24 protein-coding genes and 1 pseudogene are annotated in these 24,510 nt (G+C 63.7%); 4 read left to right on the plus strand and 21 right to left on the minus strand.

What is annotated here, in order from left to right; translation table 11 throughout:
* Positions 1–64: 64 nt before the first annotated feature.
* Both IVB29_RS20110 and IVB29_RS20115 read left to right on the plus strand, forming a co-directional pair.
* Positions 65–913: an SDR family oxidoreductase gene (locus IVB29_RS20110; RefSeq protein ID WP_247505096.1), complete on the plus strand. Its 849-nt coding sequence runs from the start codon at positions 65–67 to the stop codon at positions 911–913.
* A gap of 112 nt (positions 914–1,025) precedes the next feature.
* A pseudogene (locus tag IVB29_RS20115) lies at positions 1,026–2,293 on the plus strand (serine hydrolase domain-containing protein).
* A gap of 57 nt (positions 2,294–2,350) precedes the next feature.
* Here IVB29_RS20115 and IVB29_RS20120 read toward each other — a convergent pair.
* Positions 2,351–3,238, minus strand: a complete 888-nt coding sequence (locus IVB29_RS20120; protein WP_247505097.1) for a dienelactone hydrolase family protein — start codon at positions 3,236–3,238, stop codon at positions 2,351–2,353.
* A 613-nt stretch (positions 3,239–3,851) separates the two neighbouring features.
* On the opposite strand from IVB29_RS20120, the gene IVB29_RS20125 reads away from it, so the two are divergent.
* The gene (locus tag IVB29_RS20125; RefSeq protein WP_247505098.1) at positions 3,852–4,430 is read left to right on the plus strand and encodes a MarR family transcriptional regulator; all 579 of its coding nucleotides are present in this window, start codon (positions 3,852–3,854) and stop codon (positions 4,428–4,430) included.
* Positions 4,431–4,443: 13 nt separating this feature from the next.
* On the opposite strand, the gene IVB29_RS20130 is transcribed toward IVB29_RS20125, so the two are convergent.
* Positions 4,444–5,370 (minus strand): hypothetical protein, encoded by a 927-nt coding sequence (locus tag IVB29_RS20130; RefSeq protein ID WP_247505099.1) that lies wholly within the window; start codon positions 5,368–5,370, stop codon positions 4,444–4,446.
* 823 nt (positions 5,371–6,193) lie between these two features.
* Here IVB29_RS20130 and IVB29_RS20135 point away from each other — a divergent pair.
* Positions 6,194–6,964 (plus strand): response regulator transcription factor, encoded by a 771-nt coding sequence (locus IVB29_RS20135; RefSeq protein WP_346731294.1) that lies wholly within the window; start codon positions 6,194–6,196, stop codon positions 6,962–6,964.
* A 209-nt stretch (positions 6,965–7,173) separates the two neighbouring features.
* Here IVB29_RS20135 and IVB29_RS20140 read toward each other — a convergent pair whose 3' ends face one another.
* From IVB29_RS20140 to fliF, 19 genes are all read right to left on the minus strand, one after another.
* The gene (locus IVB29_RS20140) at positions 7,174–7,632 is read right to left on the minus strand and encodes a hypothetical protein (RefSeq protein ID WP_247505101.1); all 459 of its coding nucleotides are present in this window, start codon (positions 7,630–7,632) and stop codon (positions 7,174–7,176) included.
* On the minus strand, positions 7,629–8,141 hold the full coding sequence (locus IVB29_RS20145; RefSeq protein ID WP_247505102.1) for a flagellar biosynthesis protein FlgN: 513 nt from the start codon (positions 8,139–8,141) through the stop codon (positions 7,629–7,631). The genes IVB29_RS20140 and IVB29_RS20145 overlap by 4 nt, the downstream gene beginning before the upstream one ends.
* Positions 8,142–8,180: 39 nt before the next feature.
* Complete coding sequence (locus IVB29_RS20150; protein ID WP_247505103.1) at positions 8,181–8,663, minus strand: rod-binding protein; 483 nt, start codon at positions 8,661–8,663, stop codon at positions 8,181–8,183.
* Positions 8,660–9,079 carry a hypothetical protein gene (locus IVB29_RS20155; protein WP_247505104.1) on the minus strand — a complete coding sequence of 140 codons (420 nt, stop codon included), beginning with the start codon at positions 9,077–9,079 and terminating at the stop codon, positions 8,660–8,662. Before IVB29_RS20155 ends, IVB29_RS20150 begins: the two co-directional genes overlap by 4 nt.
* Positions 9,080–9,084: 5 nt before the next feature.
* Positions 9,085–9,837 (minus strand): flagellar biosynthesis protein FliR, encoded by a 753-nt coding sequence (gene fliR / locus IVB29_RS20160; RefSeq protein WP_247505105.1) that lies wholly within the window; start codon positions 9,835–9,837, stop codon positions 9,085–9,087.
* Complete coding sequence (gene flhA, locus IVB29_RS20165) at positions 9,834–11,915, minus strand: flagellar biosynthesis protein FlhA (RefSeq protein WP_247505106.1); 2,082 nt, start codon at positions 11,913–11,915, stop codon at positions 9,834–9,836. The genes fliR and flhA overlap by 4 nt, the downstream gene beginning before the upstream one ends.
* Before the next feature lie 79 nt (positions 11,916–11,994).
* On the minus strand, positions 11,995–12,261 hold the full coding sequence (gene fliQ, locus IVB29_RS20170) for a flagellar biosynthesis protein FliQ (RefSeq protein WP_247505107.1): 267 nt from the start codon (positions 12,259–12,261) through the stop codon (positions 11,995–11,997).
* Positions 12,258–12,680 (minus strand): flagellar hook assembly protein FlgD, encoded by a 423-nt coding sequence (flgD, locus tag IVB29_RS20175; RefSeq protein ID WP_247505108.1) that lies wholly within the window; start codon positions 12,678–12,680, stop codon positions 12,258–12,260. Before flgD ends, fliQ begins: the two co-directional genes overlap by 4 nt.
* Before the next feature lie 16 nt (positions 12,681–12,696).
* Entirely contained in the window at positions 12,697–13,101 is a 405-nt protein-coding gene (gene flbT, locus IVB29_RS20180) for a flagellar biosynthesis repressor FlbT (RefSeq protein WP_247505109.1), read from the minus strand.
* Positions 13,101–13,445 (minus strand): flagellar biosynthesis regulator FlaF, encoded by a 345-nt coding sequence (gene flaF / locus IVB29_RS20185; RefSeq protein ID WP_247505110.1) that lies wholly within the window; start codon positions 13,443–13,445, stop codon positions 13,101–13,103. The genes flbT and flaF overlap by 1 nt, the downstream gene beginning before the upstream one ends.
* Positions 13,446–13,497: 52 nt before the next feature.
* The gene (locus tag IVB29_RS20190; RefSeq protein WP_247505111.1) at positions 13,498–14,544 is read right to left on the minus strand and encodes a flagellar hook-associated family protein; all 1,047 of its coding nucleotides are present in this window, start codon (positions 14,542–14,544) and stop codon (positions 13,498–13,500) included.
* Positions 14,545–14,547: 3 nt separating this feature from the next.
* On the minus strand, positions 14,548–16,023 hold the full coding sequence (gene flgK / locus IVB29_RS20195) for a flagellar hook-associated protein FlgK (RefSeq protein WP_247505112.1): 1,476 nt from the start codon (positions 16,021–16,023) through the stop codon (positions 14,548–14,550).
* 34 nt (positions 16,024–16,057) lie between these two features.
* Entirely contained in the window at positions 16,058–17,287 is a 1,230-nt protein-coding gene (locus IVB29_RS20200) for a flagellar hook protein FlgE (protein WP_247505113.1), read from the minus strand.
* Positions 17,288–17,398: 111 nt separating this feature from the next.
* Positions 17,399–17,980: a transglycosylase SLT domain-containing protein gene (locus tag IVB29_RS20205; RefSeq protein ID WP_247505114.1), complete on the minus strand. Its 582-nt coding sequence runs from the start codon at positions 17,978–17,980 to the stop codon at positions 17,399–17,401.
* On the minus strand, positions 17,931–19,307 hold the full coding sequence (locus IVB29_RS20210; protein WP_247505115.1) for a flagellar hook-length control protein FliK: 1,377 nt from the start codon (positions 19,305–19,307) through the stop codon (positions 17,931–17,933). The genes IVB29_RS20205 and IVB29_RS20210 overlap by 50 nt, the downstream gene beginning before the upstream one ends.
* On the minus strand, positions 19,304–20,503 hold the full coding sequence (locus IVB29_RS20215) for a chemotaxis protein (protein WP_247505116.1): 1,200 nt from the start codon (positions 20,501–20,503) through the stop codon (positions 19,304–19,306). Before IVB29_RS20215 ends, IVB29_RS20210 begins: the two co-directional genes overlap by 4 nt.
* Positions 20,500–21,831, minus strand: a complete 1,332-nt coding sequence (locus IVB29_RS20220) for a MotB family protein (RefSeq protein WP_247505117.1) — start codon at positions 21,829–21,831, stop codon at positions 20,500–20,502. Before IVB29_RS20220 ends, IVB29_RS20215 begins: the two co-directional genes overlap by 4 nt.
* A 5-nt stretch (positions 21,832–21,836) precedes the next feature.
* Positions 21,837–22,538, minus strand: a complete 702-nt coding sequence (locus IVB29_RS20225) for a hypothetical protein (RefSeq protein WP_247505118.1) — start codon at positions 22,536–22,538, stop codon at positions 21,837–21,839.
* The gene (gene fliF / locus IVB29_RS20230; RefSeq protein WP_247505119.1) at positions 22,535–24,163 is read right to left on the minus strand and encodes a flagellar basal-body MS-ring/collar protein FliF; all 1,629 of its coding nucleotides are present in this window, start codon (positions 24,161–24,163) and stop codon (positions 22,535–22,537) included. The genes IVB29_RS20225 and fliF overlap by 4 nt, the downstream gene beginning before the upstream one ends.
* Positions 24,164–24,510: the final 347 nt, after the last annotated feature.

Genomic DNA, 24,510 nt, shown 5'->3' on the forward strand with positions numbered 1-24,510 from the left:
AAAAATCTCTTATGAGCGGGGTGCGCACGGCGCGAACGGGAACTCCGACCTGCACGGGAAATTCATGCGGCTCTTCGTCCTTGGCCTCGGCTACAGTGCCCAGCATTTCGTCCGTCAGTTCGGCGGCAGCTTCTCGCAAATCGCCGGCACCGTGCGCGATCCCGGGCAGCGCAACGACCTCGCAGATATCGAGATGCATGCCTTTGCCGGCGGCAGTCCAGCTGACGAGACGATCAAGCGTATCAGCGAGGCCGATGTCCTTCTGGTGTCGATCCCGCCCGGCAACGCTGGCGATCCCGCGCTCACGGCCTTCGCCGACGTGCTGGCAGCGGGCCATCGCAGGATCATCTATCTCTCCACCATCGGGGTATATGGCGATCACGCCGGCAGCTGGGTGGACGAGAGCACGCCGCCGCAGGCCATGTTCGAGCGCACTCGCATGCGGCTCGCGGCGGAACAGGCCTGGACAGAGACGGGAAGCGGCGATGTCGCGATCCTGCGGCTTGCAGGCATCTACGGCCCCGGTCGCAACGCGCTGGTGACGCTGCGGGCGGGCACGGCACGGCGCATCATCAAGCCCGGACAGGTCTTCAACCGCATCCACGTCGATGACATCGCAAGTGCGATCATGGCCGCGCTTCGTCATCAGGGAAGCGGCATCTTCAACGTCTGCGACGACGAGCCCGCGCCGCCGCAGGACGTGATCGCCTATGCCGCGGAACTGATGGGCGTGGCACCGCCGTCGGAAGAAGCCTTCGCGACGGCCGAGATGTCGGCGATGGCGCGCAGCTTCTATGCCAGCAGCGTCCGTGTCTCCAATGCGAAACTGAAGCGCGAGCTCGGCGTCACGCTGGCGTGGCCGACCTACCGCCATGCCCTTGATGCACTGTGGCGCGCGGGCGAAGGACGATAGGATTCCGGCGCCTCCCTGACATGCCCTGCCCGCGCTTGACTTCGATCGGGCGCGGTCGTGATCTAGGCACGAGCGAGCCACTCTTACAATGAGCTCGCCCTGGGAGGATATAATGAACAAGACGATCGCCATGATCGCGGCGGTGGCTGCCGCTGTCACATTCGGTGCAGCCAGCGCCGCACCGCTGCCCGAAGCCAACCCTGACGATACCGGCTTCTCGAAACAGGGTCTTGCGCGGCTTGACAGCTTCTTCGCGCGCGAGATCGCCGCCAAGCGTGTCCCCGGCGCGGTCGTTGCGGTGGCACGGGACGGCAAGCTCGTCCACTACAAGGCCTATGGCATGCTCGATCCGGACAAGGGCACGCCGATCTCGGTCGACGCGATCTTCGCGCTGGCCTCGATGACCAAGCCGATGGCCGCGGTCGCGGGCCTGACGCTGATGGAACAGGGCAAGCTGCCGCTCCAGGCCAAGCTCTCCGACTATTACCCCGGCTTGCCGACATGAAGGTCGGCGTAACCGAGGCCGACGGTTCGCTGAAGCTCGATCCGCAGGCCTCGCCGATCTTCATCCACGATCTCTACCGGCACACGTCGGGATTGATGTATGGCGGCCGGCCGGACAGTTCGAGCCCGGTGGCACGGCAATACCCTGACGGCGTCGCACCGGCCATTGAAGGCGACACGCAGGCTTTCGTCGATCGCATGACGAAACTGCCGCTGGCGCACCAGCCTTCGACCGAATTCGAGTACGGCTTTTCGATCGACGTGCTCGGCGCCGTGGTCGAGAAGGTGAGCGAGCAGCGGCTCGGCGACTATCTCGCCGCCAATGTCTGGCAGCCGCTCGGTATGAAGGACGCGACCTTCCACCCGACCGACGCGCAGCGCCCTCGCCTCGCCCGGCCGTTTGCCAATGATCCGCTGACGGGGAAGCCGCAGGCCATCAAGCTGCTCGATACCCCAACCAAATTCGATTGCGGCGGCGCCTGCTCGTTTGCGACGGTCGGCGACTACATCCGCTTCGGGCAGATGCTGCTCAACGGCGGCGAGCTCGACGGCCAGCGCATCCTTTCGCCTAAGACCGTGCACCACATGACGACCAATCACCTCGGCCCGGAGATCAAGAACAACGTGGCGAACATCGAGCCGCATCGCGCCGGCTTCGGCTTTGGCCTTGCGGTCGCGGTCCGCACCAGCGAAGGGCTGTCCTCAGTCCCCGGAAATCCCGGTGAGTTTACCTGGAACGGCGCGTTCGGGACGCAGTTCTTCTGCGATCCCAAGGAGCGTCTCGTCGTGGTGGTGGGAACGGCCGCGCCTGGCGAACTGCGCAAATACTATCGCGAGCAGGTCCAGGACATCGTCTATGGCGCGATGACGAAGTGAGACCGCACCTTGATACAAAGAGGGCGGCTGCTTGGGCCGCCCTCTTAAATTCCCGCGTCAGCTCAGCACGCCGTACTTCTTGAACCAGGCCTCGGCCTGCTTCCAGGCATCCTCCGCCGCATCCTTGCGGTAGCTACCGCGATAGTCGGCATGGAAGCCGTGCGGCGCGTCCGGATAGATCTTGAATTCGGCCGTCTTCTTGTTCTCCGCGAGCGCAGCCTTCATCTGCTCGACCTGGGCGACGGAGATGCCGGTATCGGCGCCGCCGTAGAGGCCGAGCACCGGCGCCTTCATCTCGGGGGCGAGTTGCATCGGGCTCTTCGGCCACAGCGGATTGGCGGGGTCGACCACCGTGCCGTAGAAGGCAACGCCGGCCTTGAGCGCGCCGCTATGAGCGGCATATTCCCAGACCGTGCGTCCGCCGCGGCAGAAGCCGATGATGCCGAGCTTGGCGGTGTCGCCGCCCTGCGATCCCGCCCATGCCACCACCGCGTCGAGATCGGACAGCAGCTCGGCGTCCGGCTTGGAATTGACGATCGGCAGCAGGTCCTTGATCTCGGTGATCTTGGTCAGGTCAGTGCCCTTGCGGAAGTAATAGTCGGGCGCGATCGCGAAGGCGCCGAGCTTGGCGAGGCGCCGCGTCACGTCCTTGATGTATTCGTGCAGGCCAAAAATCTCCATCGCCACGATGATCACCGGCGCCTTGGTGTTACCGGCAGGGCGGGCGAAATACGCTGGCATCTCCTCCGAACCAACCTTGATCTTGGCCTCGCCGACCTGGAGGCCGCTGGTGTCGGTCGTGATGGCCTCGGCACGGACTGGACCGGCCGCGAGCGTGTAGCCGGCGGCGACGGCGGCCGTGGCGCTCATGAATCCGCGGCGCGAGACTGGGGCAACCTTGGTCAGCCCAACGACGTCGGATGTCATGGTGGTTTCGAAGCTCATCGGTCTATTCCTTCCTGCTGCCTGTACCCCCGGGGGGCGACGCATTCGCCATGAGTTGCCGGGGAAACGCAAATCACCAGCCTGCGAGCATGCTGCTGTCAGTCTCATCCCTTCGTCGGCGCGAACGGATCAGCCCGCGCCAGTTGCCCGGATTTGATCGTGTGTTGGATTTAACCGCGTAGCCGCGCTGCGACGCAACATCCATTAACTGAAAATTGCGGTTCTCCCGCCGCGCGCCAGGCGGTCAGAAGTTGCAGACACGTCGCCTCTTCGCGCAATTCGAAACGTTTGCCGCAACAAATAGGTTGCGCAGTGACCGCAACGACACATCATGTTGCAGGGATGCTTCGCGCTATCGGAATCTTGCACCCGAACCGCAGTCATTTGACTGAAATTTTCGGAAGAGTTGAGCCGTGCAGTTTACTCGAACTTTCTTTGTGAAGCTCTAGTTCCACATCCGGAAGTTCCATCTCCGGACACGGAAGAGGCATCTTCCCACGCGCGCTCCGCCGTCCGTCTCGGACGAAGGATCGCCCGAGAGCATCATTGTCGTCCACCAGATTGCGCTACCCAAGGCTCAATTGAATAAAGCTTTATCCGACCCGGAATTAAAATGAATTTGGCTCGCGAATCGATTGAACTCATGGAGCAGGTCGCGCGAATCCTTTGGTTCGAAGGCACCAAGCACGGCTTGCGCGACCGCGAGTGGATGGCGCTGCGTTTTCTCTCTCGCGCCAACCGGTTTTCCCGCACGCCCTCGGCGCTCGCCAGTTACGTCGGCACCACGCGGGGCACGGCTTCGTTCATCATCAGCGAGCTTGAGCGGCTCGGCTATATCGAGCGAAAGCGTTCAGCCAAGGACAAGCGGTCGGTGATGCTCAGCGTCACGCAGCAGGGCAAGAAGTTCCTGGCACGCGATCCCGTCAACGTTCTCGTCGAGGCGATTGCCGTTCTCGACGACGAGGCCAAGATTCATTTCCGTGACGCGCTCCGCCACGTGCTCGATCAGTCGGATGCCGCCGAGCAGCGGCACCATACCGACGTCTGCAAGCGCTGCATCTTCCTCCGGGAGGATCGTACCACCGCGGACGGCAAGACGACGCTCGAGTTCAGCTGCCGCCTGTTCCGCGCGCCGATCGCGGAGCCGGAGGTCGAGCTGCTATGCACCAGCTTCGAGCATCACCGCCAATAGAAGGGTGGGTCGATCAGGGCGTCGCCTTGCGTGACGAATAGATGACACCGCCGCTGGACTCCACCACCAGCCGCCCGTTCTCGTTCCTGATCTCCTCGATGCGGCCAAGTCCGGGCACCTGCTGTCCCAGCACCACCTCGATGACGCCGTTCGGGCTCTGCAGGATCGCAATTCCCTCATAGGCTTGGCGGACCGACCAGCCCTTGACCAATTTTCGCGGTGCTGACGGAGGCACCGAGCCCGTGACCTCGGGCGATGCGAGCGACGCCATCATCGGCGCAGCCTGTGTCGGCTGCGATTGCACCGCTGCCGGCGCCGGAACCTGCGCGAGGGCAAGCTTGTCGAGTTTCGCGGTCGAGGACGAACTGACCCGCTCGATCCGGTCGAGATTCTCGCCGAACCTGCCGAAACGATCATTGGTCGCCTTGCTCGATTGATCGACCGCGGTGCGCAGGCCATCGAGATTTTCGGACACGCCGGACACCTGCTTGCGCAGCTGCGCGACCGTCTCGCGCAAATTCCTGATCTCCGTATTGGCCGCGACGCTGTTCTGGGCGGGCTGCGTGGTGGTGAGATATGCGATCACGCCCGTGCAGGCGCACACCACCGTAATCGCGGCGACCGCCAATGTCGCGAGCGGCGCCACCCATGTCGGGCGTGGCGGCGGCGGCTTGGCCACGATCACGGCCGGCTTCATCACGACCGGCGCAGGCTTGGGTATCGCCATCTTGTCGAGGCGCGCCTTGGCGCGAATGCGCTTCAACCCCTCGAGCGCTTCTTTCGCGAGAGTTTCGTCGTTCGACGCAGCCGACATACGTTTTGCACTTGCCGCGGGCTGCGCCGCTTGCGTCGTGTTTGTATTGCGCACTTCCGGAGCCGGCTTCGCCGCCGCGGAAATATCGGCGGTCGCGCCGGGACGAGCTTGTCCATCGGACAACATGTGAAAATGCTCCGTTCGCTTCGATCTTTCGAGCGACGAATTTATTCGTCGAAGCTTGCCTGAAACGTGCGCATCGAAAACTTTTCATCGCGCGCGATGCGACGTCACATGACTCAAACGCGTCACGCACGTGGCGAGAGTGCGACTCGAAAGACACACCCTCGCCAAGATTTCGCCAAGCTGGAGTCTCTTCGCCATACATGAGTCGAATTGTCGCAGGCGGTGACGCGATGGAGAGAGTCAATCCGGGGTTGAAAAACCCGTCCTGCGCATGCCTTGCAGCACTACCCAAAATAGCTGTGATTATACGGGGATGCGGAACTATAGGACCGTCACGGTGCAAAACTAGTTCGAAATCCAAATCAACTGATGCGATTGGATATATCAAGAAACAACTGGAAACAAACAAACAGCAACAAGAACACATAGCAATCGCTTCGTTGCGCACGCTTGATCGGAAAACGGCAATTGTTACGGTCCTACTCAAGTGATTCTCGCCCGTTGGCGAGGAGATCGACAAGGTTCAGTAGCGTTCGGACGCGATAAGCAACTTGGCGCAACTGTTCTAGGTCGCTGTCTCAATCCGCTCCGCGAGGTGATCCGTAAGACACCCGCCGAGCCTCACGCAGTAAGCGTTCAGTATCGAGTCGAAGTAACAGGCCCGCGGAAAACGCAGGCACTGAATGCGTAAGGCTGCCCGCGAAAATCGGACCCATAACAACGGTTCGCGGGATGGGAAATATCGTCAAACAGCATGGTTGCCGAGCCGGGCATCACAACAACCACCGGCCGCGACAAATGCGAAACAGGGGCGAAAAGACTGATGTATATTATCGTTGATGATCGCGAGAGCGTCACGAACAGCTACGTTGGAGGGCTCGTTCGCGAAGGCGTGTCGTCGATCGGCTTCTCCTCCGGAGAATTCTGGGAATGGCTGCAATCTGCGAGTGAATCGGATCTGGCGGCGGTCGACGCCTTCCTTCTCGGGGATTGCGATGCCCGCGGAAGCCTGCCGCGGGCAATGCGCAAGCGCTCCGCGGCACCCATCATCGCCATGAGCGGCCAGAAGATGCTCAAGAACACGCTGGAGCTGTTCGAATCGGGCGTCGACGACGTCGTGCATGTACCGATCCACCTGCGCGAGATCCTCGCCCGAACGGCCGCGATCGCGCGCCGCCGGGTGGGCGACCTGCCGAAACCCTGTGAGACCAGGATCCAGGTCTTCTTCAACGGGCGAGACCCCGAGATCGCAGGCCACGCCCTCACCCTGCCCCGCCGCGAACTGCGCATTCTCGAATATATGGTCAGCAATCACGGCAAGTGGGTCACCAAAACGCAGATCTTCAACGCGGTCTACGGCATCTTCGAGTCGACCTTCGACGAGAGCGTGATCGAGAGCCACGTCAGCAAACTGCGCAAGAAGCTCCGCGACCGTCTCGGCTTCGATGCGGTCGTGGCAAGGCGCTACGTCGGATACCGCCTCAACATCCCGGCCGGCGAGACCATCGACGTGCCGATGCAGGAGCTGGACGAGGTCGGTATCCTCCTCAACAGGGCGCACGCCGCCCAGGCAGCATATCCGGCCGGAAACTGACGCGGCGGTACGCCGCCACGCCACCGACCACGGCCTCTGCGGATCACCTTCGCAGAGGCCGTTGCACTTTCTGGGGCTGGAACCGCGGAATGCAGGCCTCGCGGCACGCGTGCAGCCGCGGCAAGGCGCGACCGGACGAGGATCGCGCCTCAGAGCTTCATTCGGACATGATCATTCCGGACAGTCGCGTCACGCTTGCGCGGTGATGCCTACGGCTTCGACTGGAATTCTTCCTTCGAGACGTAGTTGAAGTCCTCAACCAGGACGTCCTGGACGACGTCGGCCTGCATCCGCTCGTTGACACGCTGCTTGATGGCCGTGGTGAGGATGGAGAGGTCGTAACGAGCGAGCTTCCTGAAATCGAGGCGATCGTCGGCATAGATCCTGCGGAAGGCCTCGTCGACGACGAACGGCTCCGGCGGCACGTTGAGCTGGTGCAAGGTCCGCGCCTCCACGGTGTAGACGAAGCGCGCGACGATGTAGCCCTGCACACCGCCGTTCTCGACCATGGGCACGCTCAGCGCCCGCGTCTTCTGGTATTGCAGCCCGTCGAGATACGCGTCCTTGGCCGGCAGCAGGCTGCCGTTCTCCTTCCAATAGGCCACCGCGTAGCTCGTGCCTGCCGTAAGGATGCAGACCCAGAGCCCGGCCAGAACGAGTCTGATCATTTTCCGTCCTGCGTTGTGCGACCGGTATAGGTGCCGTCCGACTCGGCATCCTTGATCGCCTTGACGATGATGGACGCGACCTCGCGCACCGCGTCGTAATGCATCTCCAGGAGGGAACGATTGCGCTCGAGCTTCTCGCGCAGGCGCTGGATCTCCTCGGTGACCTCGACCTCGGCGCCGAGATGCATCCGCGCCCGCATCAGGCGGACGAATTCGAGCATGCTTCGGCTCTTCCGGGCGCTGAAATCGTCGAAATCGATCTTCTGGCCCGTCGCGAGCGCGGCCGTCTCCTCCTCGACGATGTTCTCGAGCCGGCGGATCGCCGCCAGCAGGCCACGCACCTCCTCCGACTTCTCCGCCTCCGTGGCGTTAACCACCGCCTCGCCACCGGCATTCGGCAGCAGCACCGGCAACAGCGCATCGCCCGATGCCGCTTCGATCGTCATCGCCTCGGTGTCCAACTCCGGCTGCTCCATCACCAGGGCCATCGCGCCTTCTTGTGCCTGCATAGGAAATTCACCCCTCAACGTCTGTCACCCATTCCCTGATCATGATCCGGCCTTCGCCGTAACGTCCGGCCCCGCCGGATGTGCGGCAGCAAGCTGCTTGGCAATGCCAATGCCCTTGCCCTTTGCCAGTTGGCTACCGAGCTGCTCGGCCAGCATCGACTTCCAGACGCCGCCGGCAGTTCCCTTGCCGAACACTTGCTCCGAGTCCTTCGGCAGCATCGTCTCCACGAAGGTCTGGAGGATGAAAGCCTCGAACTTCCGGTAGACCTCGCCGGATGCCGGCGCCTTGATCACATGCACCGGCGGCCCGTTCACGGCAGTCGACTGCGTTTCCGCTAGCCTCGCCGCGGGCTGATCGGCAGTTGCGGCCCTCGCCTTGCCGACCTCCGCATCCATTGTGGCGGCAAAATCGGCATCCGATGATTTCAGCGCATCGAGCTTCGCGGTCGCGGCGCGCTGGGTTACGGGGTCTGCGGCATCGAGGACGTCGAGAACGAGGTCGGTGGTCGCTGTCACAATCATGTCTTGTTCCGGCTGGCTGGCCGTGGCGTCCACTCGCGCACGGTAAGGCTTGTTCCCGTCATCTCCTCGAGCGACCGCTTTTCCGCATCGCGAAGCTTGTCCGCGAGCGCCGCCTTGGCGACTTCCTGGAGCTGCTTCACGCGGCGGGTCTCCGAACGAACCTGGTCGAGCTGCCGCGAAGCCTGCTCCTTCACCGCGCGCGCGCCGACGCTCGTCCTGTTGAGACGCCGCGCGATCGATTCGCTCGACGAGCCCGCCGGCGGCTTGCCCTCGTTCAGGGTTCCGACCAACCATTCCTGCTCGTCCTGCAAGCTTCGCTCCTGCTGCCGCAAATGTGCGAGCTGCCATTCGGCCAGCCGGAGTTGGAGCTTCACCAGCGAGACCATCCGACCGAGCTTGTCCGCGCGCGCTTTCATGGCCGTCATTCCACCAGCCACGACGAGACGCCGAGCATGAATTGCGTCAGCAGCTCGTCGCTGGTGAGATAGAGCAGCAGGAAGCCTCCGAATAGCACGAAGGGTACCGAGACGAAGTAGACGGGAATCGCCGGCGTCAGCTTGTTGATCAGGCCGACTGCCAGGTTGACGATGACGGAATAGACGATGAAGGGGCTCGCGATCCGCAGCGTCAGCACGAATGCCTGCGTGAGGCGGCCGACGAGCTGGTCGAGCGCCATGCTGTCGCCGAGCCTGGTGCCGGGCTGCCAGACGTCGTAGGAGTTCATCAGCCCGCGCAGCACTTGCCAGTGCTGGTCAGTCACGAAGAACAGCGTGGTGACCGACGCCATGATCAGCGGCACCAGGGCGGGCGCCGGATCGGTGTCGGCAATCGGTACGCCCGGGATGTTGCTGAGCCCGATCGCACTCGCCATCACGGTCACCATGGTCTGGAGTGCCAGGAAGAACACGCGCCCGCCGAGGCCGATGACGCTGCCGACGAGGATTTCCGAGCCGATCAGGAGTGCCAGCGTCAGCGGCGCTGCGTTCTCCGTCAGAGGTTTCAGGACCGCGATCAGGATCGGCGTCAGCGCAAACGTCGTAACGAGCGCGACGAACAGACGGATCTGGACCGGGACAATGGCGCTGGAATAGCCGGGCACGAACATCAGGCAGCCGCCGATGCGGCAGAACACGATGAACGTCACCAGCACACTGTCGGTGAGGCTGCTGATCACGAGATGGCTCCGAGCGCCCTGATCTCGGTACTGCGCGCGACCTCGACATGCGACAGGATCGGCAATGTCGGGAACACCCGCTCCAGGATCATGCGGACATAGGGACGGGCTTCCGGGGTCACCGCCAGCACCACATTGGTGCCGTTCTCGGTGAACTTGCGGATCGCCGCGCTGGCTTCCGTCGCAAACTGCTCGATCAGGCGTGGATCGGCGTCGAACTCGACGACGTCGCCCTTGGCGTCGCGCTTCAGGCTCTGGTGGAACGCGAGGTCCCAGCGATTGCCGAGGCGGACCACGTTGAGCACGCCGTTGTCGGAGAGATCGCCGCAGATCTGCTGGGCAAGACGCGTGCGCACGTGCTCTGCGACCTGCTCGGACCGCCGCACATGAGGCGCGATCTCGGCGATCGCCTCGAGGATCAGATGGAGATTGCGGATCGACACGCGCTCGGCCAGCAGGATCTTCAGGATCGCGAGCAGGCCGGAATAGGAGATCTGCGACGGGCAGAGATCCTCGACCAGGCGCTTGTATTCGGGATCGAGCCGGTCGAGCAGTCCGCGCATGTCCTTGTAGGACAGAAGCTGGGCGAGGTTGGCCCGGATCACTTCGCTCAAATGCGTGAGCAGCACCGACAAATTGTCGACCGGCTTGCAGCCCTGCCGCTTGACCTCGTCGGTGAAAGCTTCCGTCACCCACAGCGCCTTCATGCCGAAGGCGGGCTCGATCACCTCTTCGCCGGGCACGTCGGGCTTGCCATCCTTGTCGACCAGCACCAGCACCTCGCCGAGCCGTAGCTCGCCATTGGCGACACGCGTGTCGTGAATCCGGATCTGGTATCCCTTCGGATCGATCGACAGATTGTCGGTGAGCTTGATCTCGGGAACGACGAAGCCGTACTGCTTGGCGAACTTCTTGCGGATCTTGGCCACGCGGTGGCCAAGCTCGGTGCGCGAACCCAGCATATGCACCGACAGGTGGCCGCCGAGCGACAGCTCGATCTCGGCAGTCTTGAGCGATTCCTTGACGGAGTCCTTGGCCTCGACCTGGGCGCGCTCCTCGGACTTGCGGGCGTCTTCCTTCCGTTGCAAGGCCGCCTGCCGCCTCGGCAGCGAGTAACCGATGAAGGCCATGACGCCGCCGAGCAGCAGGAACGGCGGCATCGGCAGTCCCGGCATCAGGGCGAGCACGAACATCATCAGCGCGGCGGCCGACACGGCGCGCGGATAGCCGCCGAGCTGCCGCAGCACGGCCTGCTCCGCCGAGCCCCTGGTGCCGCCCTTGGAGACCAGCAGGCCCGCCGACAGCGACACGATCAGGGCCGGCATCTGCGTGACCAGACCGTCGCCGACGGAGAGCTTTGTGTAGACGTCGGCGGCGCGCGACAGCGTCAGACCGTGATGGGTGACGCCGATGATGATGCCGCCGAAGATGTTGATCGCGGTGATGATCAGGCCGGCGATGGCGTCGCCGCGGACGAATTTCGAGGCACCGTCCATCGCACCGAAGAACGCGCTCTCTTCTTCGAGCTCGCGGCGCCGGCGCTGCGCTTCCTTGTCGTCGATCAGGCCCGCCGACAGATCGGCGTCGATCGCCATCTGCTTGCCGGGGATGGCATCCAGGGTGAAGCGGGCGCCGACTTCCGCGATGCGCGTTGCACCCTTGGTGATCACGACGAAATTCACCGTGACCAGGATGGCGAAGATGATCAGACCGATGACGAAGTCGCCGCCCATGACGAACTTCGAGAAGCCGGCAACAACGTGGCCGGCGGCTTGCTCGCCTTCCCCGCCGCGCGACAGGATCAGACGGGTGGTGGCGACGTTGAGCGCCAGCCGCAGGATCGTCGCGATCAGCAGCACGGTCGGAAAGGCGGAGAAGTCGAGCGGCCGCTGGATCCACAGTGAGACCATCAGGATCAGCGCCGACAGCGCGATCGAGAAGGCCAGGCCGAGGTCGATCAGGATCGGCGGTATCGGCAGGAACAGGATCGTGAGCATGGCCACGATACCGCCGGCGAAGAAGGCATCCGCCCCTAAACGGCGGGGGCTGGGCAGGCTAGCAGCTAACGTATCGGCCATGGGTCACCGGCAGGGGGTCCGCCCCGCAATCTGCCGTGTAAAGCTTACGCGAGGGTGGTGGCTGACAGAGAGCAGCGGCTCAGAAGCCGCGCTCGATATGCGAGTAGACCATCTCGGTGAAGGTGGAGAGATGGGCACCGATGAAGGAGCCGGAGACGGCGACGACCACGAGAATGACGAGGATCTTCGGAACGAAGGTCAGCGTCATTTCCTGGACCTGGGTCAGCGCCTGCATCAGCGCGATGAGCGTGCCGACCAGCATTGCCGCACCAACGGCGGGTCCGCAGGCAACGATGATGGTCCAGATCGCCGCCTGGACGATGTCGAGGGCGTCCCGCTCGTTCATGACTGGCTGATCGTGAGGCCGGGTCCGACGGCAACTTTCGTGCCGTCCTGGAGGGTCGCGACGGAGCCGTCGCTGTTGATCGAGACCGACGTGACCTTGCCGGTGAAGGTCGCTCCGGTCGAGTCGGTGAAGCTGACGGTCTTCCCGATCAGTCCGTCGGCCTGCGACAGCGACTGGGACGACAGCAGCGAATCCAGCTTGGTATTGGTCTGCATCGCCTGCTCGACCGACGACATCTGCGCAAACTGGCTCATGTATTGCGAGGTGTCCATCGGATTGGTCGGGTCCTGGTTCTTCATCTCGGCGATGAGAAGCTTAAGAAACGTGTTGTAGTCGACGCCGGTGCTCGGCGTGGACGTGGTGTTGGTTGTCGAATTGGTTGACTTGCTGGTGCTGTCGGTCGCGCTGTTAACGTTCATTTTTGCCTCTCCGCTGTCAGGCAGCCTCGAATGGGGCGGCGGCGCCGGCCAGGATGGCCTGCTCCACCGGGAATAGCGCCCGGATACGCTTGAGCGCCTCGTAATAACGGGTCGCGCCGACCATCTCGTCGACCGCGGCAAGCCCCGTTAGCATCTCGCGGCTTTCGCACACCGCGACCAGGGCCGAGTGGTGCTGGGCATAGAGCGCCAAGGCATCCCGGATGTCGGTCGGATTCATCAGCATGAGCTGGACCATGAAATAGAGCTGCCGCAGCGCCGTGGTGGCGTCGGGGGCCTGCATGATCTGCCCTTCGAGCAGGAACATCACGTCGTTGACGAGTTCCAGCGAGACCTTGCGATCGACACGCAGCACCGCGCCGTTGATGTAGACCCGTTCGCCCGCGCGCAAGGAGATTTTCATCAGAGAGCATCTCGGATCAGGCGGTTGATTTCGATCAGCTGCATCACGTCGCTCGACCGTTCTTCGCGAAGGCGATCGGCTTCCTTGACCACCCACAGGCCGATCGAGATGATGTCGGCCCGAAGTTTCTCGGGAAGCCCGTTGTCCGGATGCGCGAGATCCTCGATGAAGATGGTCCACAGCCGCCGGACGTAGAGCAGGCTCTGGATCTGATCCTCCGTGCTGAAGCGTCCGTTCTGGAGCCGCTCCAGCCGGTCGATGCCGAGGCTGAGCGCTTGGCGCTCGCGCCCCCGCGCCTCGTGGCCGCTATCTTCAACGACCGTTTCGTAGGCTTCAAAAGTCATCCGAACAAACTCTGCGCAGAATTTTCAATGAGAAAGCGACGGCCGCCCGGACTTAGAGATAGTTGATCAGGCTGATCTTCTGGAGCTGCGACGTCAGCGAGAGCGCCGTCTGGATCTGGGTCTGCAGCACATTGACGCGCACCGACGCTTCCGCCGGATCGACCTTTTCGATACCGACGATCTGATTGTTCAGAATGTCCTGCTGCGCCTTCAGCTTGTCGGTTGCGTTGGTCATCCGCTGCTGGACCGTGCCGACGTTGCCGCCGAGCGTAGCGAGGTCAGTGATGGCGTTCCCGACGAGGCCGATGGCCTTGTCCACGACGACCTGGAAAGTTGCCTGGTCCAGGTTCGTATTCCCGAGATCGGCCATCATGGTGTAGGCCTCGGCGAGCTTGCGGAAGCCGGTCTGGTTGGCGCTGACAGATGTGTCGGCGATCTCGGTCGTGGAGATACGGCTCTGCATGACCTGGTCGGTAGCCGACGACCAGTTGGTGTTCCAGGCCGGGCTCGCGAACTCGGCGTCGAAGCTGGTGTTGAGGAAGCTCTGCATTTGGGCCGGAGTAATGCTGCTCACGCTGGGCGAGGATTGCGAGAAGCCGAAGGCCGCAAGGAAATCGGCATCGACCTGGTTCTTGCTGGCCGAGCCAGCGGCGTAAGCCGTAACCGGTGTATTCTGCGTGTTGATGCCCGAGAAGAGGTATGAGCCGTTATAGGAGACGTTCAGCGCGCCGATCAGGTCCTGGAGGTTGGAGGACGCAGGCGGCAGGATGATCCGCCCACCGCCGTCGGTGCTGCGGGCCGCGATCAAATCCTTGAGGAAGTCCGTTGCGGTCGTGCCGAGCTGGGTGATCCGGCTCTGCGTTATGTCCAGGCGTCCCGAGACGAGGCCGTTGGTATCGACGAGCTGATCGGCGAAGCTCCAGTCCGCCCGCAGGGTGAGGTCGCTTCCCGTCGTGGCACCGAGTTCGAGGCCGACATCGGCGAAACGGCCGGTGGTCGCCTCCGTCGACGCTTTGCTCAGCAGAGCCTGGTTGTTCGTAATCGAGGACCTCAACGACGAGGACAGCATCAAGGTCGAGATGTAGTTCGCGCTCATCATGGCTTAATTCCCCACGGCAGCCAGCAGGCTCTGCAGCATTTGGTCGACGGTCGAGATGATCTTCGACGACGCCGAATAGGTGCGCTCGACCTGGAGCATCAGCGACATCTCGTCGTCCATGTTGACGCCGCTGACATTGGACAGCGCCGCCGTGCTGCGGTCGAGCAGCGTTTTCTGGTAGGTGACGTTGGAGTCCGCGGTCTTGCGCTGGTTTTCGATCCAGCTCGTCGAGGACGACGCGAAGTCGATCAGGCTGCCGTTCGGCTTGCCTTGCGTGGTCGCATCGAACGGCTGCGACGCATCCATGCCGCCGATGAGCTGCTGCAGCCGGGCCGAGAAGCCGCCGTTGCCGGCGGTGTTGTATCGGTATGCGACGTTGCCGCTGATCGCGCCGTCGCGCAGCAGATCTGGATTTCCGCCCTGGGCCGGATCGACCGACGCAGCGACACTGATCAGGCCGGCGAGGCCCACCGAGACAGTGGCGCTCGCGGGTATCGCCGGCGCGCCGGGATAGGTGAAGAGGCCGGGAACATCGGGAAGCGCTGCGCCCGATTGATCGCTTTCCCTGAAAGTATTGATCAGACCTCGCGCGACTTCGTCGAGCTGGCTCTGATAGGTGACGGTGTCCTGGTCGCGCAGTTGAGCGAGGCCCGCGAGCTTGCCCGACTTCAGCGGCATCACCGAATTGGCGCCGGTCACGGGCACGCCGTCGACATAGACCGCATTGCCCGTGGTGCCGGCCGTATAAGAGTTGGTGGGTACGAAACTCACCGCACGGGCTGACTTGTCGAACAGGACGGCGCCGCTGTCGGTATAGAGCGCCGCGTCGCCGTTGGGACGAAGCGACATCGTGACGCCGAGCTCCTGCGACATCTGGGAGACGATGCTGTCGCGCTGGTCGAGGTAGTCGGTGATGTCGTCACCGGAGATCGTGCCCTTCACGATCGCGGTGTTCACGGTCTGGAATTGGGAGAGCAGCCGGTTGATGTTCTGAACCGACGTCTTCATGTCGGCATCCGCAGTCGCACGGACCGACTGCACGGTCTGGGTCGCCTCGTTGAGCCCGGTCGCCATGTCCTTGGCGGACGTGACGGCCGCCTGCGCCAGCGTCGCGTTGTCCGGCGCGTTGGCGTATTGCTGGAGCGCCTTCTTGAGCGCATTGAGTTGCGCCGTCGGCGATTGGTCGAGCTCCGGATCGTCCACCGTGGCAGCTGCGATCTTCTGGAGGCCGTCATAGATCGCGGTCTGCTGGGCCGACGAGGAGGTCGCGATCAGGACGTTGTTGTAGAGGCCCGAGCTGGCGGCGCGCTGGATCGCCGCCACATAGACGCCGGTCCCGGGCAAATTGTCCAGCACGGCAATCTTGCGCGAATAGCCGGCGGCGCTGGCCCCGGCTATGTTGCGCGAGACCACCGACGACTGGATGCCCGACGCCATGAGCGAGGAGCGGGCGGATTCGAGAGCGGCGGTAAGGTTCATGATCTGCTCTTGCCGGGGACGAGCGCTGTGGAAATCAGCGCTTCAGGTTGACGACCACGTCCAGCAAGTCGGCGCCGGTCTGGAACGATTTCGAGTTTGCGGTGAAGCCGCGCTGCGCCTCGATCATCGAGGTCAGCTCGTCGGCGAGATCGACGTTCGAGTCTTCCAGTGCACCCGACTTGATGGTGCCGAGGCCGCCCTGGCCGGCGAGACCGACCTGCACGTTGCCGGAATCCAGGTTCGGCGAATAGACGTTGCCGACTTCGGGCGTCAGATGGTCCGGGCTAGGCACGGTGGCCAGCGCGATCTGGAAGCTCGGAAGCTCGGTGCCGTTCTTGAGAACCGCGGTGACCACGCCCTTGTCGTCGATGTTCACCTTCTCCACGGCGGACGGAGCATTGCCGTCGACCGTCGCCTTGAAGTCGAAGGCCGAGGCGACCTGCGTCATCGCCGCCAGATCGATGTTGAAGGTGGCAGAGCCGCCGGGGATCGCGACCGAGAGCGCCTTCGGGCTAGCCACGGCCAACGCACCCTTGCCCACCGCGGTCACGTCGAAGGTGAACGTGGTCGTGGGGCCGCTCGTCGTCAGCGCGGTTGCGCCGTTGTAAACCTCGACATCCCAGGTATTCGCGCCCGTCTTCGAAGCGTAGACGTCGAGCGTCACGGCATTGCCGATGTTGTCGTAGGTCACCATCGACGTCTTCGACGTGTAACTGCCCGGACCCGCCGGTCCGGCGATCGCGGTCGCACTCGGATCGAGATTGGCGGCCACGGTCGCCTTGGTTGACGGCGCCGCCTGCAGCGCCAACTGGTTGACGTTGATGACCTGGAGGCCGCCGAAGCCGTTGGCGGCGACGGTCGGCGTCGCACCGTTCGCGATGTTGTAGCCCATCAACTGGAAGCCGGCGGTATTGACGAGATTGCCCGTGTTGTCCGGCACGAACGCGCCGGCGCGCGTCAGGAAGCTGTTGCCGTTCGCATCCTGCACGACGAAAAAGCCGTTGCCCTGGACCGCGAGATCCGTTGCCGAGGTCGTGAATTGGTAGTTGCCGGCATCCGAAATGGCGTAGCGAACCGTGGTCTCGACGGCGCCGGAGTCGTAATTTCCGGAGCCGCTCTTCAGGATCAGCGACGAGAATTCCGTCGAAGCCCGCTTGTAGCCGGTCGTGTTGACGTTCGCGATGTTGTCCGAAACGGTCGACAGCTTGTTCGACTGCGCGTTCATTCCGGAAACGCCGGTGCGCATAACACCATACAGGCTCATGAATTAGACTCCTTTGGCAGGTTGTAACTACATTGCGGGTTCTTGCTTGCGCGGGGCTGATGGTAGGGAACCATGCACAACTTTCGGGTTGTCCGGGTCATGTCGTCTTGCTCATGTCGTCCTGGGTTGACAGAGCGAGCGCGCCTTGTCGGTCCACGCGCCGAAGCCGCTGGAGACGAGGTGAGCGACGATGTGGCAGACGTAGCGCTTTTGCGCCGGCTGATTATTGGGGCCAGCATTGTAGCGGGCGACCGCCATGGTCCAGCTGCCCTCGCGCTGCTTCAACTCTTTGAGGAAGCGCGCGGCATATTCGACGTTCTTCGCGGGATCGAACATCGCCTGCACCGAGGCGAACTTGTCGCCGTGATAGTAATGATTGATCTGCATGCAGCCGAGATCGATCAACTTGATGCCCTTGGCTCGCATCGCCTCGAAATTCGCGATCGCATCATTCATGTCCTTGGCGAACACGGTCTGGCCGTCGGCACCGAGCGCGTAAGGATAGAGCGCGCCGCGCCTCCCGGTTTCGGTGAGCCCGACGGCGTAGAGGATGCCAAGCGGAATGCCGTGCTGCTGGGACGCACGCGCCATCTCGCGCTCGCAGGGGCGCGCATTGTCGGTCGCCGCTGCCGCAGCGCCCGCATTACAGATAAACAGGGCCGCGACGAGTCTGCGGGCCCACGTCCTGATCATGACGTGTCTCCTGGTTGGACTGGCGCTCCTGGCGAGCCTGCTTGGCGCCGCCGTCCGATTGCCCCGACGAATTGCTGGTGCCGTCGAACGTGCCTTGCTGCGACTGGGACGATGGCTGTTGCTGGCCCGCAAGCTGCGATTGTGACTGGCCGGAGCCACTCTGGAATCCGTCCAGCGAGCCATGCTGAACCGGCGCCACGTCGGCGACGTAGCCCGCCGACTGCATCAAATCGCGGATCGAGTCGCGCTGCTGGTCCAGCATCTGGCTCGTATCCTTGCGTTGGGCGGCAAGCTGCACCGACACTTCGGTGCCGACGAGACGAAGGCGAACGGTGACGTTGCCGAGCTGCGGCGGCTCGAGATTGATGGTCAGGATCCTGAGCGGCTGGTCCGACGCGTTGCCCTGCGACGTTGCGAGATCGGCGGCGGCAGACGCCGTCGACGCCGGCGTCTCCTTTAACTCGGCGACGACCGCATTGGCGACCTGCTGCGGCGCGCTGAATTGCATGGGCGGCAGATGGGTCTCCTGCTGGACCACGGTGACCTTGGTCGCCTCGGGCAATGCATCCCGGGCCGAGGCCTTGACCACACGTTCAACATTGGCCGCGACGGCCTCGAAACCGGATGACGCGGGCATTGTTTTTGACGCAGCTTCATCGCCTTGTAGCGAAATTGCCTGCGGCGATGCCGCCGCTTGCGAAGCCGGGCCCTGCGCGCGCGTATTGGCTGGAGTAGCAACGGTTGGTGCAGGTTCGGCCGCGGCCGCCTTCGCCATACTGATGCCCTGAACGTCGCGCTTCGTTGCGGACGACCGTTCGTCGCGCGCGGCATCCTTCCTGTCGCCGGTCGTCGATTGCGTCTGCGGCTGGATTTGCGGCTTCATGGCCTGCACGGCCGCCAGATCCTGCCCGACAATCGCGGGAATGCTCGATCGACTCTGGACGTCCGCCTTCATCAACTGATCGATCGGCGCTTGCTTGTCCGACGGCGCATCGGCCGATTTGTCGGAGGCCTTGTCGGACTTGTCGGCCGATTTGGGCTCATCTGTCGTGTCGGTGCGATCCTGCACCGTCTCGTCCGTCTTGTCCTTGTCGACCGAATGCGCCAGGCGCGTGCGCAGCGTTCCGGCTTTCACGGTCGTATCGCTGCCCTCGTCCTTGAGCGCTCGCTTCGCCATGTTCGAGACGCTGTGGAGCAGATCGTTGAACGACGAATCCGCCTGCGATTTGGCCGCGGCGCCCTTGGCCGATCGCGACGTCCCGCGCATGTTGAGGCTCTCGGCGAGACCGGAGAAGAGCTGCCCGGAAGTTCCGTTGAGCTTGGTCATGGACGGCGATCCCTGGTGAGGAGTTCGAGTTCGCCGAGCTGCTTCTGCGCGCGTGCGAGGGCTGCGTTCGATGAGGCGAGATCGACACGCGCCGGTGTCAGCGGAGGTTTTTCGGCAGCGGCAGCGGATCCGCCCGCGAACGGCTTTCGGACATCGAGCACGAGCTGAACCGTTGCATTGAGGAACGGAACGTCGCGCTCGGGCAGCTTCGACCGGTCGAGTGCCTTCAGCTCGGCGAGACCGCCGTCATATTCATCGGTGAGCGCCCGCGAGGCACCACGGAAGAGATGCGCTCGCTCGCGCTCGGCGGAGGCATCGGCGCTGAGCGTCAGCGCCCGCTCACCGGCGAGCCGGGTCACGGCCATCCGTCCACGCACCATCGCACTGCGCGCGATGACGAGATAGAGCTTGAGGCGGCTCGCGCGGTCGATCTGCTCCAGCAAAGTGACGATTCGCGCGAAGCGGTTCTCGTCGAACGCGAGGCTCGATTGCGTCAGGCCCGTGGAGAAGCGCTGCCAGAAATCGCCGGCATAGATCGAATTGCGGTAATGGCGGATATAGGCCAGCGTCAGGAACTCGAACTTGTCGAACTCCTCGGCCTGCCCGACCAGCAGGATCTCGCGCCGCAATGCCGCCTCCTCGACGAGCGTGCCGGGCAGGAGCAGGCGCGCGTCGTCCAGGCGCTCGATCGCGAACGATGCCTCGGCACGCGCAAACAGCGCACCCTGCACCAGCGCGACCTGCCCGCCCAGGCCCGACGGAATTGTCCGCGGCTTGACCTCCTTGAGCAGCTCGCGTGCTTCGTCCTGACGGCCCTCGACATAGGCGAGCGCACCATCGAATAGCCGTCCGTCGACATTGATCTTGTCGCGCGGCAGCTTGCGCACAACTTGCGGCGCACCGCCGCTGAGCAGGTAGATGACAACGGCCTGGCCGTTCTGCGGATTGCTCCACACATTCGCATCGGCGGCGAGAAATTTTTCGCCGATCTGCCGGATCAGCGCGATATGACTGCCATGCGCCGCGGTGTCGCCGCTGGCGATGCCGTCCTGCACCGCCTGCAATCCGCGCACGAGCTCATAGGGTTCACTCGACGTCGACGCCGGAGCTGGTGCCGGTGCCGGATCGGCCAACACGCGTGCGGCCGTCAGCGGCATCACCATCAGCAACACTGCGCAGAAGAGCGGCCTGATCAAGGGCGCTTCTCCCGGATCAAGATCTCGATCCGGCGGTTCTGCGCGGCCGCCGGATCGCTCTGAAGTTTCGGTCGACGATCGGCGTAACCTTCGACGTGCTCGATCCGCTGCGCATCGACGCCGGAGCGGACCAGCATGTAATAGGTCATCTGCGCACGGGCCGTCGACAGCCGCCAATTGTCGTAGCTCTCCGACTTGTACGGCCGATTGTCGGTGTGGCCGCGGACGATGATCATGCCGGGGCGCTTAGCCAGCAGCGGCCCGATCTTGTCGATCACGCGGATGAGCTCGGGCCGCGGCTCGGCCGAGCCGACCGCGAACATCCCGAAGCTCGCATCGTCGGTCAGGCTGACCAGGAGGCCTTCCTCGACCTGACGCACCTCGGCCACCGGTCCCGCGCCGGCCTTGATGTCCGACAGTGCATCCGAGATCGCGGACTGAAGCTGCTTGACGGCCTGCTGTTGCATTTGCGCGGCGTCGCGCAGTTCGGAATTCTTCGCTTGATCGCCGGAGCGCGATGGCGCGGCGGCATTGGCTTGAGCGCCAACGCCTGCTTGCGTATTCGCCTGGGCACTGCCGTCGCGTTGGGCCTGCGATGGCGCTGGGCCCGGCGGCAGCAGGGGCGACAGGTTTGCGGACGACGCGTCCACATTCGGAGCGATGCTTCCGCCGGCATCATCCTGCGTGGCACGGCGCGGTTGCGGCTCGCCCTGCCCTGTTCCTGACGCATTGTCGCGCGCGGAAGCATTCGGCTTTGGCTCGCTGTCGACGAAGCGATCCGCATCCTTGGACGCCTGTGGTGTCAGCTTCCAATAGCCGGGATCAAAGGGATCGCGGTAGGCGTCACCGCCCTTGAGGCCATCCTCCTCGGCGGAGGTCAGCGCGCCGGCGCGGCGCTGGCCCGCGGCCTGGTTCGCGCTGTTCGCAATCTCGGAGAGCGTCGCATAGGGATCGCGGAACAGAATCTTCTCTTCATAGGAGGCCGCCTTCTCCGCCGTCGGCGAGTCGCCGCGACGTTCTTCGTTTGGCCCGGCCGGCTGGCGCCTGCCGTCTTGTCCCTCGAACGTCGTCGGCTCTTTCTTGGGCAGATCCTTGAGACCCTTGGGAGCGGGCGAGTTCTCGGCGAGCTTGATCGGGTTGAAATAGCTCGCGACAACCTGCTTTTGGTCTTGGTTGAGCGCGTTGAGCAGCCACATGACCAGGAAGAACGCCATCATCGCGGTCATGAAGTCGGCATAGGCGATCTTCCATACGCCACCGTGATGCGCCTCCTCGGCGAAGGCACTGCGGCGACGGACGATGACGAGCTCCTGCTTGACCTCTTCCATGGCTGCTACCGGCGCGCGTCCTTCAGGCGTTCGCCCCAGACCGCGATCTGCGTTTCGATTACGGTCTGGTCGGCGACGACGCGAACCTCGAGAGTCTCAGCGGCCTCGTACTGGATCCCCGTGCGCCTGGAAGCCTCGAGCTGCGTCCTCACGAGGTCAAGCAGATCACTCGGGCCGGTGACCTTGAACACCGGCACCGGCGAATTGCCGGTCAGCGCCGCAATCTGCTCGACCAGCGATCCGATCGCCTTGTCGCGGACCGCGTCGGCGAGGAAAGGCAACAGGATTCGCGCAACCGAGCTCGCGATGTTGGTCTCGATCTCACGGCAGGCCGACTCGAAGCCGCTCACGATCGCGACCGCCTGCTGGTCGGACCATTTGGCCCGCTCCTCGCCGAGCCGGATCGCGCTACGGACGCGCTCCTCGGCAACCCTGCCATCGGCCTCCGCAACACCGGCGGCATGGCCGCGACGATAGGCGTCGTCGAGAAGATTGACCGGCGGGGCTTCCGGCTCGGGCGCCGGCGACTGAAGCTGCGGTTGCGATTGAGGCTGACGCTGCGGCTGGGCCTGCGCCTGCGGCTCGCGCCGGGGCTCCTTCGGCCTTGTCAGCACGTCCTGGATCCTGGGCGGTGGAGGCGGCGGCGGCGACTTGGTCCGGCCATTCGCGTCGAATTGCGTCAGGAGTTTTCCGATAGCCGCGTTCATGCTGCCTCCTCGCGTCGCATCCAGTCTTTAAGGATCGCTGCTGCCTGCATCTGATCGAGCCGGACAATCTGCTCGAGCCGCTTCTGCGGCGTTCGTTGCATCTTGCCTTCGAGGTCTTCAACGAGGTTGAGCTCGGGATCCTGGCTCTCGACCAATGCAAGGGCCGCGGCAGTTTCGAGCTCGGCGGCCTCGGCCGCCTCGGTCTGCTCCTGCGCCGCGCGATGGGTCAGAATGCCGTTGACCGCGGGCCGAAGACCGAACCAGACCAGCATCGAAGCAACGGCAAGGATCGTCACCGCGTTGATGACGCTGCCGAGCTGCTTGTTGATCATCTCGACGAAGCTGATCGGCGGCACCGGTGCGAGCTCGCGCGAACCTTCGATGAAGTCGACGGCCGTCACCTGGATCTGGTCGCCGCGCGTCTTGTCCAGCCCGCCGGCGGTCGCCGCGAGCTGGCTAATCTCGGCGAGCTTGCTGTCGACGATGGCCTGATTGCTCTTGTCGCCGAGATCGGCAACGAGCCGCGCGCGGTTGACCAGCACGGCGATGAAGAGCTTCTTGACCGAGTAGCCGTCGCTCACCGTCGTCGTGGTCTTTGACGAGACCTCGAAATTGGTGACGTCCTCGCGGCGGGTCTTGTCCTCGCTGGAGTTCTTGGTGCCGCCTGCGTTGACCTGCTGGTCGGGAAGATTCTGCTGCACCGTGGTCGGCGTCGACCGATCCGCGTTCTGCGACTTCTCGTTTTCGCGCACGTTCCGCACGGAACGCTCCGCGCGGGTCTCCGGATCGTAGACGGTCTCGTTGGTCTGCCGCTTGTCGGTGGAGAGCTGCGGGGAGACGCTCACCTCGAAATTGTCCAGGCCGAGATACGGCGTCAGCGCCTTGCGGATGTTCTCCTGCACCATGCCGCCGACCGTCTTCTGCAGGCTTGCCATCTTGGTTGGCGCGGCGCTCGTCTCGTCCTCTTCGGCCAGCAGCATCGAGCCGTCGGCGTCCAGCACGGTCACCTTTTCTTTGCTCATGCCCGGGATCGCTGCAGCGACGAGATGGCGGATCGACTGCGCCGTGCGCGCTTCGATCGCACCGTCGGTGCGCAGCACCACCGAAGCCGAAGGCGGCTGCTGCGTCGCGCGGAACGAGCCGCGCACGGGCAGCACGATATGCACCCGCGCCGCCTTCACGCCTTTCATCAACTGGACCGTCCGCGCGATCTCGCCCTCGAGCGCCCGGAGCTTGGTGACCTCCTGCATGAACGAGGTCAGGCCGAGCGAGCCGATCTTATCGAACAGCTCGTAGCCGGAATTGGCGCTGGTCGGCAGCCCCTTCTCGGCGAGCAGCATTCGCGCCTGCATGGTCTGGCTCGGGCGCACCGAGACCGCGTCGCCGGCCGTATTGACGTCGAAGGCGATGTTCTGCTCGCGCAGCGCGGTGCCCATGCGTGCCACGTCTTCGCGGTTAAGGCCGGTATAGAGCGTTTCGAACTCAGGCCGGCTCAGATAGTACGCGCCGCCGACGACGGTGACGAGAACGGCAAAGCCGATCAGTCCCAGGGCCATCAGGCGTCGCGGCCCAAGTTCCAGCAGATTATTGAGCAGTTGCTGTATTTGCGCACGACTGAACAGCATATGACCTCGTACCAATGCGAACGTATGGGACACTCCGCTGCCAACCTTGTCTGAAGGTTGCGCGAGGGCACGAATGTGTCAGTTCGCAGGCGAGACGTTGCAATTTTGCAAGACTCTTGCGTGAAGCAATCGGTTCGGCAACAACGAATGGGCGCGCGGGCGCAGGCAGCGCGATCGGCTGCAGGTGTTGCATGGGGTCCGGCGTCGGGAAGTCGATTGCGGGCACGTCATGTGCCGCCAAATCCGCCGGTCATGGCGGGGACCGTACTCCCGAGGGAGCACGGTCGTGTCCAAAGCCGAAGCTTACCTGAACAGCGAGAGGATGCTCTGGCTGTTCTGGTTGGCGA

Source organism: Bradyrhizobium sp. 1 (assembly GCF_023073315.1).
Lineage (GTDB): Bacteria > Pseudomonadota > Alphaproteobacteria > Rhizobiales > Xanthobacteraceae > Bradyrhizobium.

What these genes read in the sequence shown, in the direction of transcription:
- IVB29_RS20110 (WP_247505096.1), top strand. Translation starts at nt 65, where the DNA reads ATGCGGCTCTTCGTCCTTGGCCTCGGCTACAGTGCCCAGCATTTCGTC.
- IVB29_RS20120 (WP_247505097.1), bottom strand. Translation starts at nt 3,238, where the DNA reads ATGAGCTTCGAAACCACCATGACATCCGACGTCGTTGGGCTGACCAAG.
- IVB29_RS20125 (WP_247505098.1), top strand. Translation starts at nt 3,852, where the DNA reads ATGAATTTGGCTCGCGAATCGATTGAACTCATGGAGCAGGTCGCGCGA.
- IVB29_RS20130 (WP_247505099.1), bottom strand. Translation starts at nt 5,370, where the DNA reads ATGTTGTCCGATGGACAAGCTCGTCCCGGCGCGACCGCCGATATTTCC.
- IVB29_RS20135 (WP_346731294.1), top strand. Translation starts at nt 6,194, where the DNA reads ATGTATATTATCGTTGATGATCGCGAGAGCGTCACGAACAGCTACGTT.
- IVB29_RS20140 (WP_247505101.1), bottom strand. Translation starts at nt 7,632, where the DNA reads ATGATCAGACTCGTTCTGGCCGGGCTCTGGGTCTGCATCCTTACGGCA.
- IVB29_RS20145 (WP_247505102.1), bottom strand. Translation starts at nt 8,141, where the DNA reads ATGCAGGCACAAGAAGGCGCGATGGCCCTGGTGATGGAGCAGCCGGAG.
- IVB29_RS20150 (WP_247505103.1), bottom strand. Translation starts at nt 8,663, where the DNA reads ATGATTGTGACAGCGACCACCGACCTCGTTCTCGACGTCCTCGATGCC.
- IVB29_RS20155 (WP_247505104.1), bottom strand. Translation starts at nt 9,079, where the DNA reads ATGAAAGCGCGCGCGGACAAGCTCGGTCGGATGGTCTCGCTGGTGAAG.
- flhA (WP_247505106.1), bottom strand. Translation starts at nt 11,915, where the DNA reads ATGGCCGATACGTTAGCTGCTAGCCTGCCCAGCCCCCGCCGTTTAGGG.
- fliQ (WP_247505107.1), bottom strand. Translation starts at nt 12,261, where the DNA reads ATGAACGAGCGGGACGCCCTCGACATCGTCCAGGCGGCGATCTGGACC.
- flgD (WP_247505108.1), bottom strand. Translation starts at nt 12,680, where the DNA reads ATGAACGTTAACAGCGCGACCGACAGCACCAGCAAGTCAACCAATTCG.
- flbT (WP_247505109.1), bottom strand. Translation starts at nt 13,101, where the DNA reads ATGAAAATCTCCTTGCGCGCGGGCGAACGGGTCTACATCAACGGCGCG.
- flaF (WP_247505110.1), bottom strand. Translation starts at nt 13,445, where the DNA reads ATGACTTTTGAAGCCTACGAAACGGTCGTTGAAGATAGCGGCCACGAG.
- IVB29_RS20190 (WP_247505111.1), bottom strand. Translation starts at nt 14,544, where the DNA reads ATGATGAGCGCGAACTACATCTCGACCTTGATGCTGTCCTCGTCGTTG.
- flgK (WP_247505112.1), bottom strand. Translation starts at nt 16,023, where the DNA reads ATGAACCTTACCGCCGCTCTCGAATCCGCCCGCTCCTCGCTCATGGCG.
- IVB29_RS20200 (WP_247505113.1), bottom strand. Translation starts at nt 17,287, where the DNA reads ATGAGCCTGTATGGTGTTATGCGCACCGGCGTTTCCGGAATGAACGCG.
- IVB29_RS20205 (WP_247505114.1), bottom strand. Translation starts at nt 17,980, where the DNA reads ATGATCAGGACGTGGGCCCGCAGACTCGTCGCGGCCCTGTTTATCTGT.
- IVB29_RS20210 (WP_247505115.1), bottom strand. Translation starts at nt 19,307, where the DNA reads ATGACCAAGCTCAACGGAACTTCCGGGCAGCTCTTCTCCGGTCTCGCC.
- IVB29_RS20220 (WP_247505117.1), bottom strand. Translation starts at nt 21,831, where the DNA reads ATGGAAGAGGTCAAGCAGGAGCTCGTCATCGTCCGTCGCCGCAGTGCC.
- IVB29_RS20225 (WP_247505118.1), bottom strand. Translation starts at nt 22,538, where the DNA reads ATGAACGCGGCTATCGGAAAACTCCTGACGCAATTCGACGCGAATGGC.
- fliF (WP_247505119.1), bottom strand. Translation starts at nt 24,163, where the DNA reads ATGCTGTTCAGTCGTGCGCAAATACAGCAACTGCTCAATAATCTGCTG.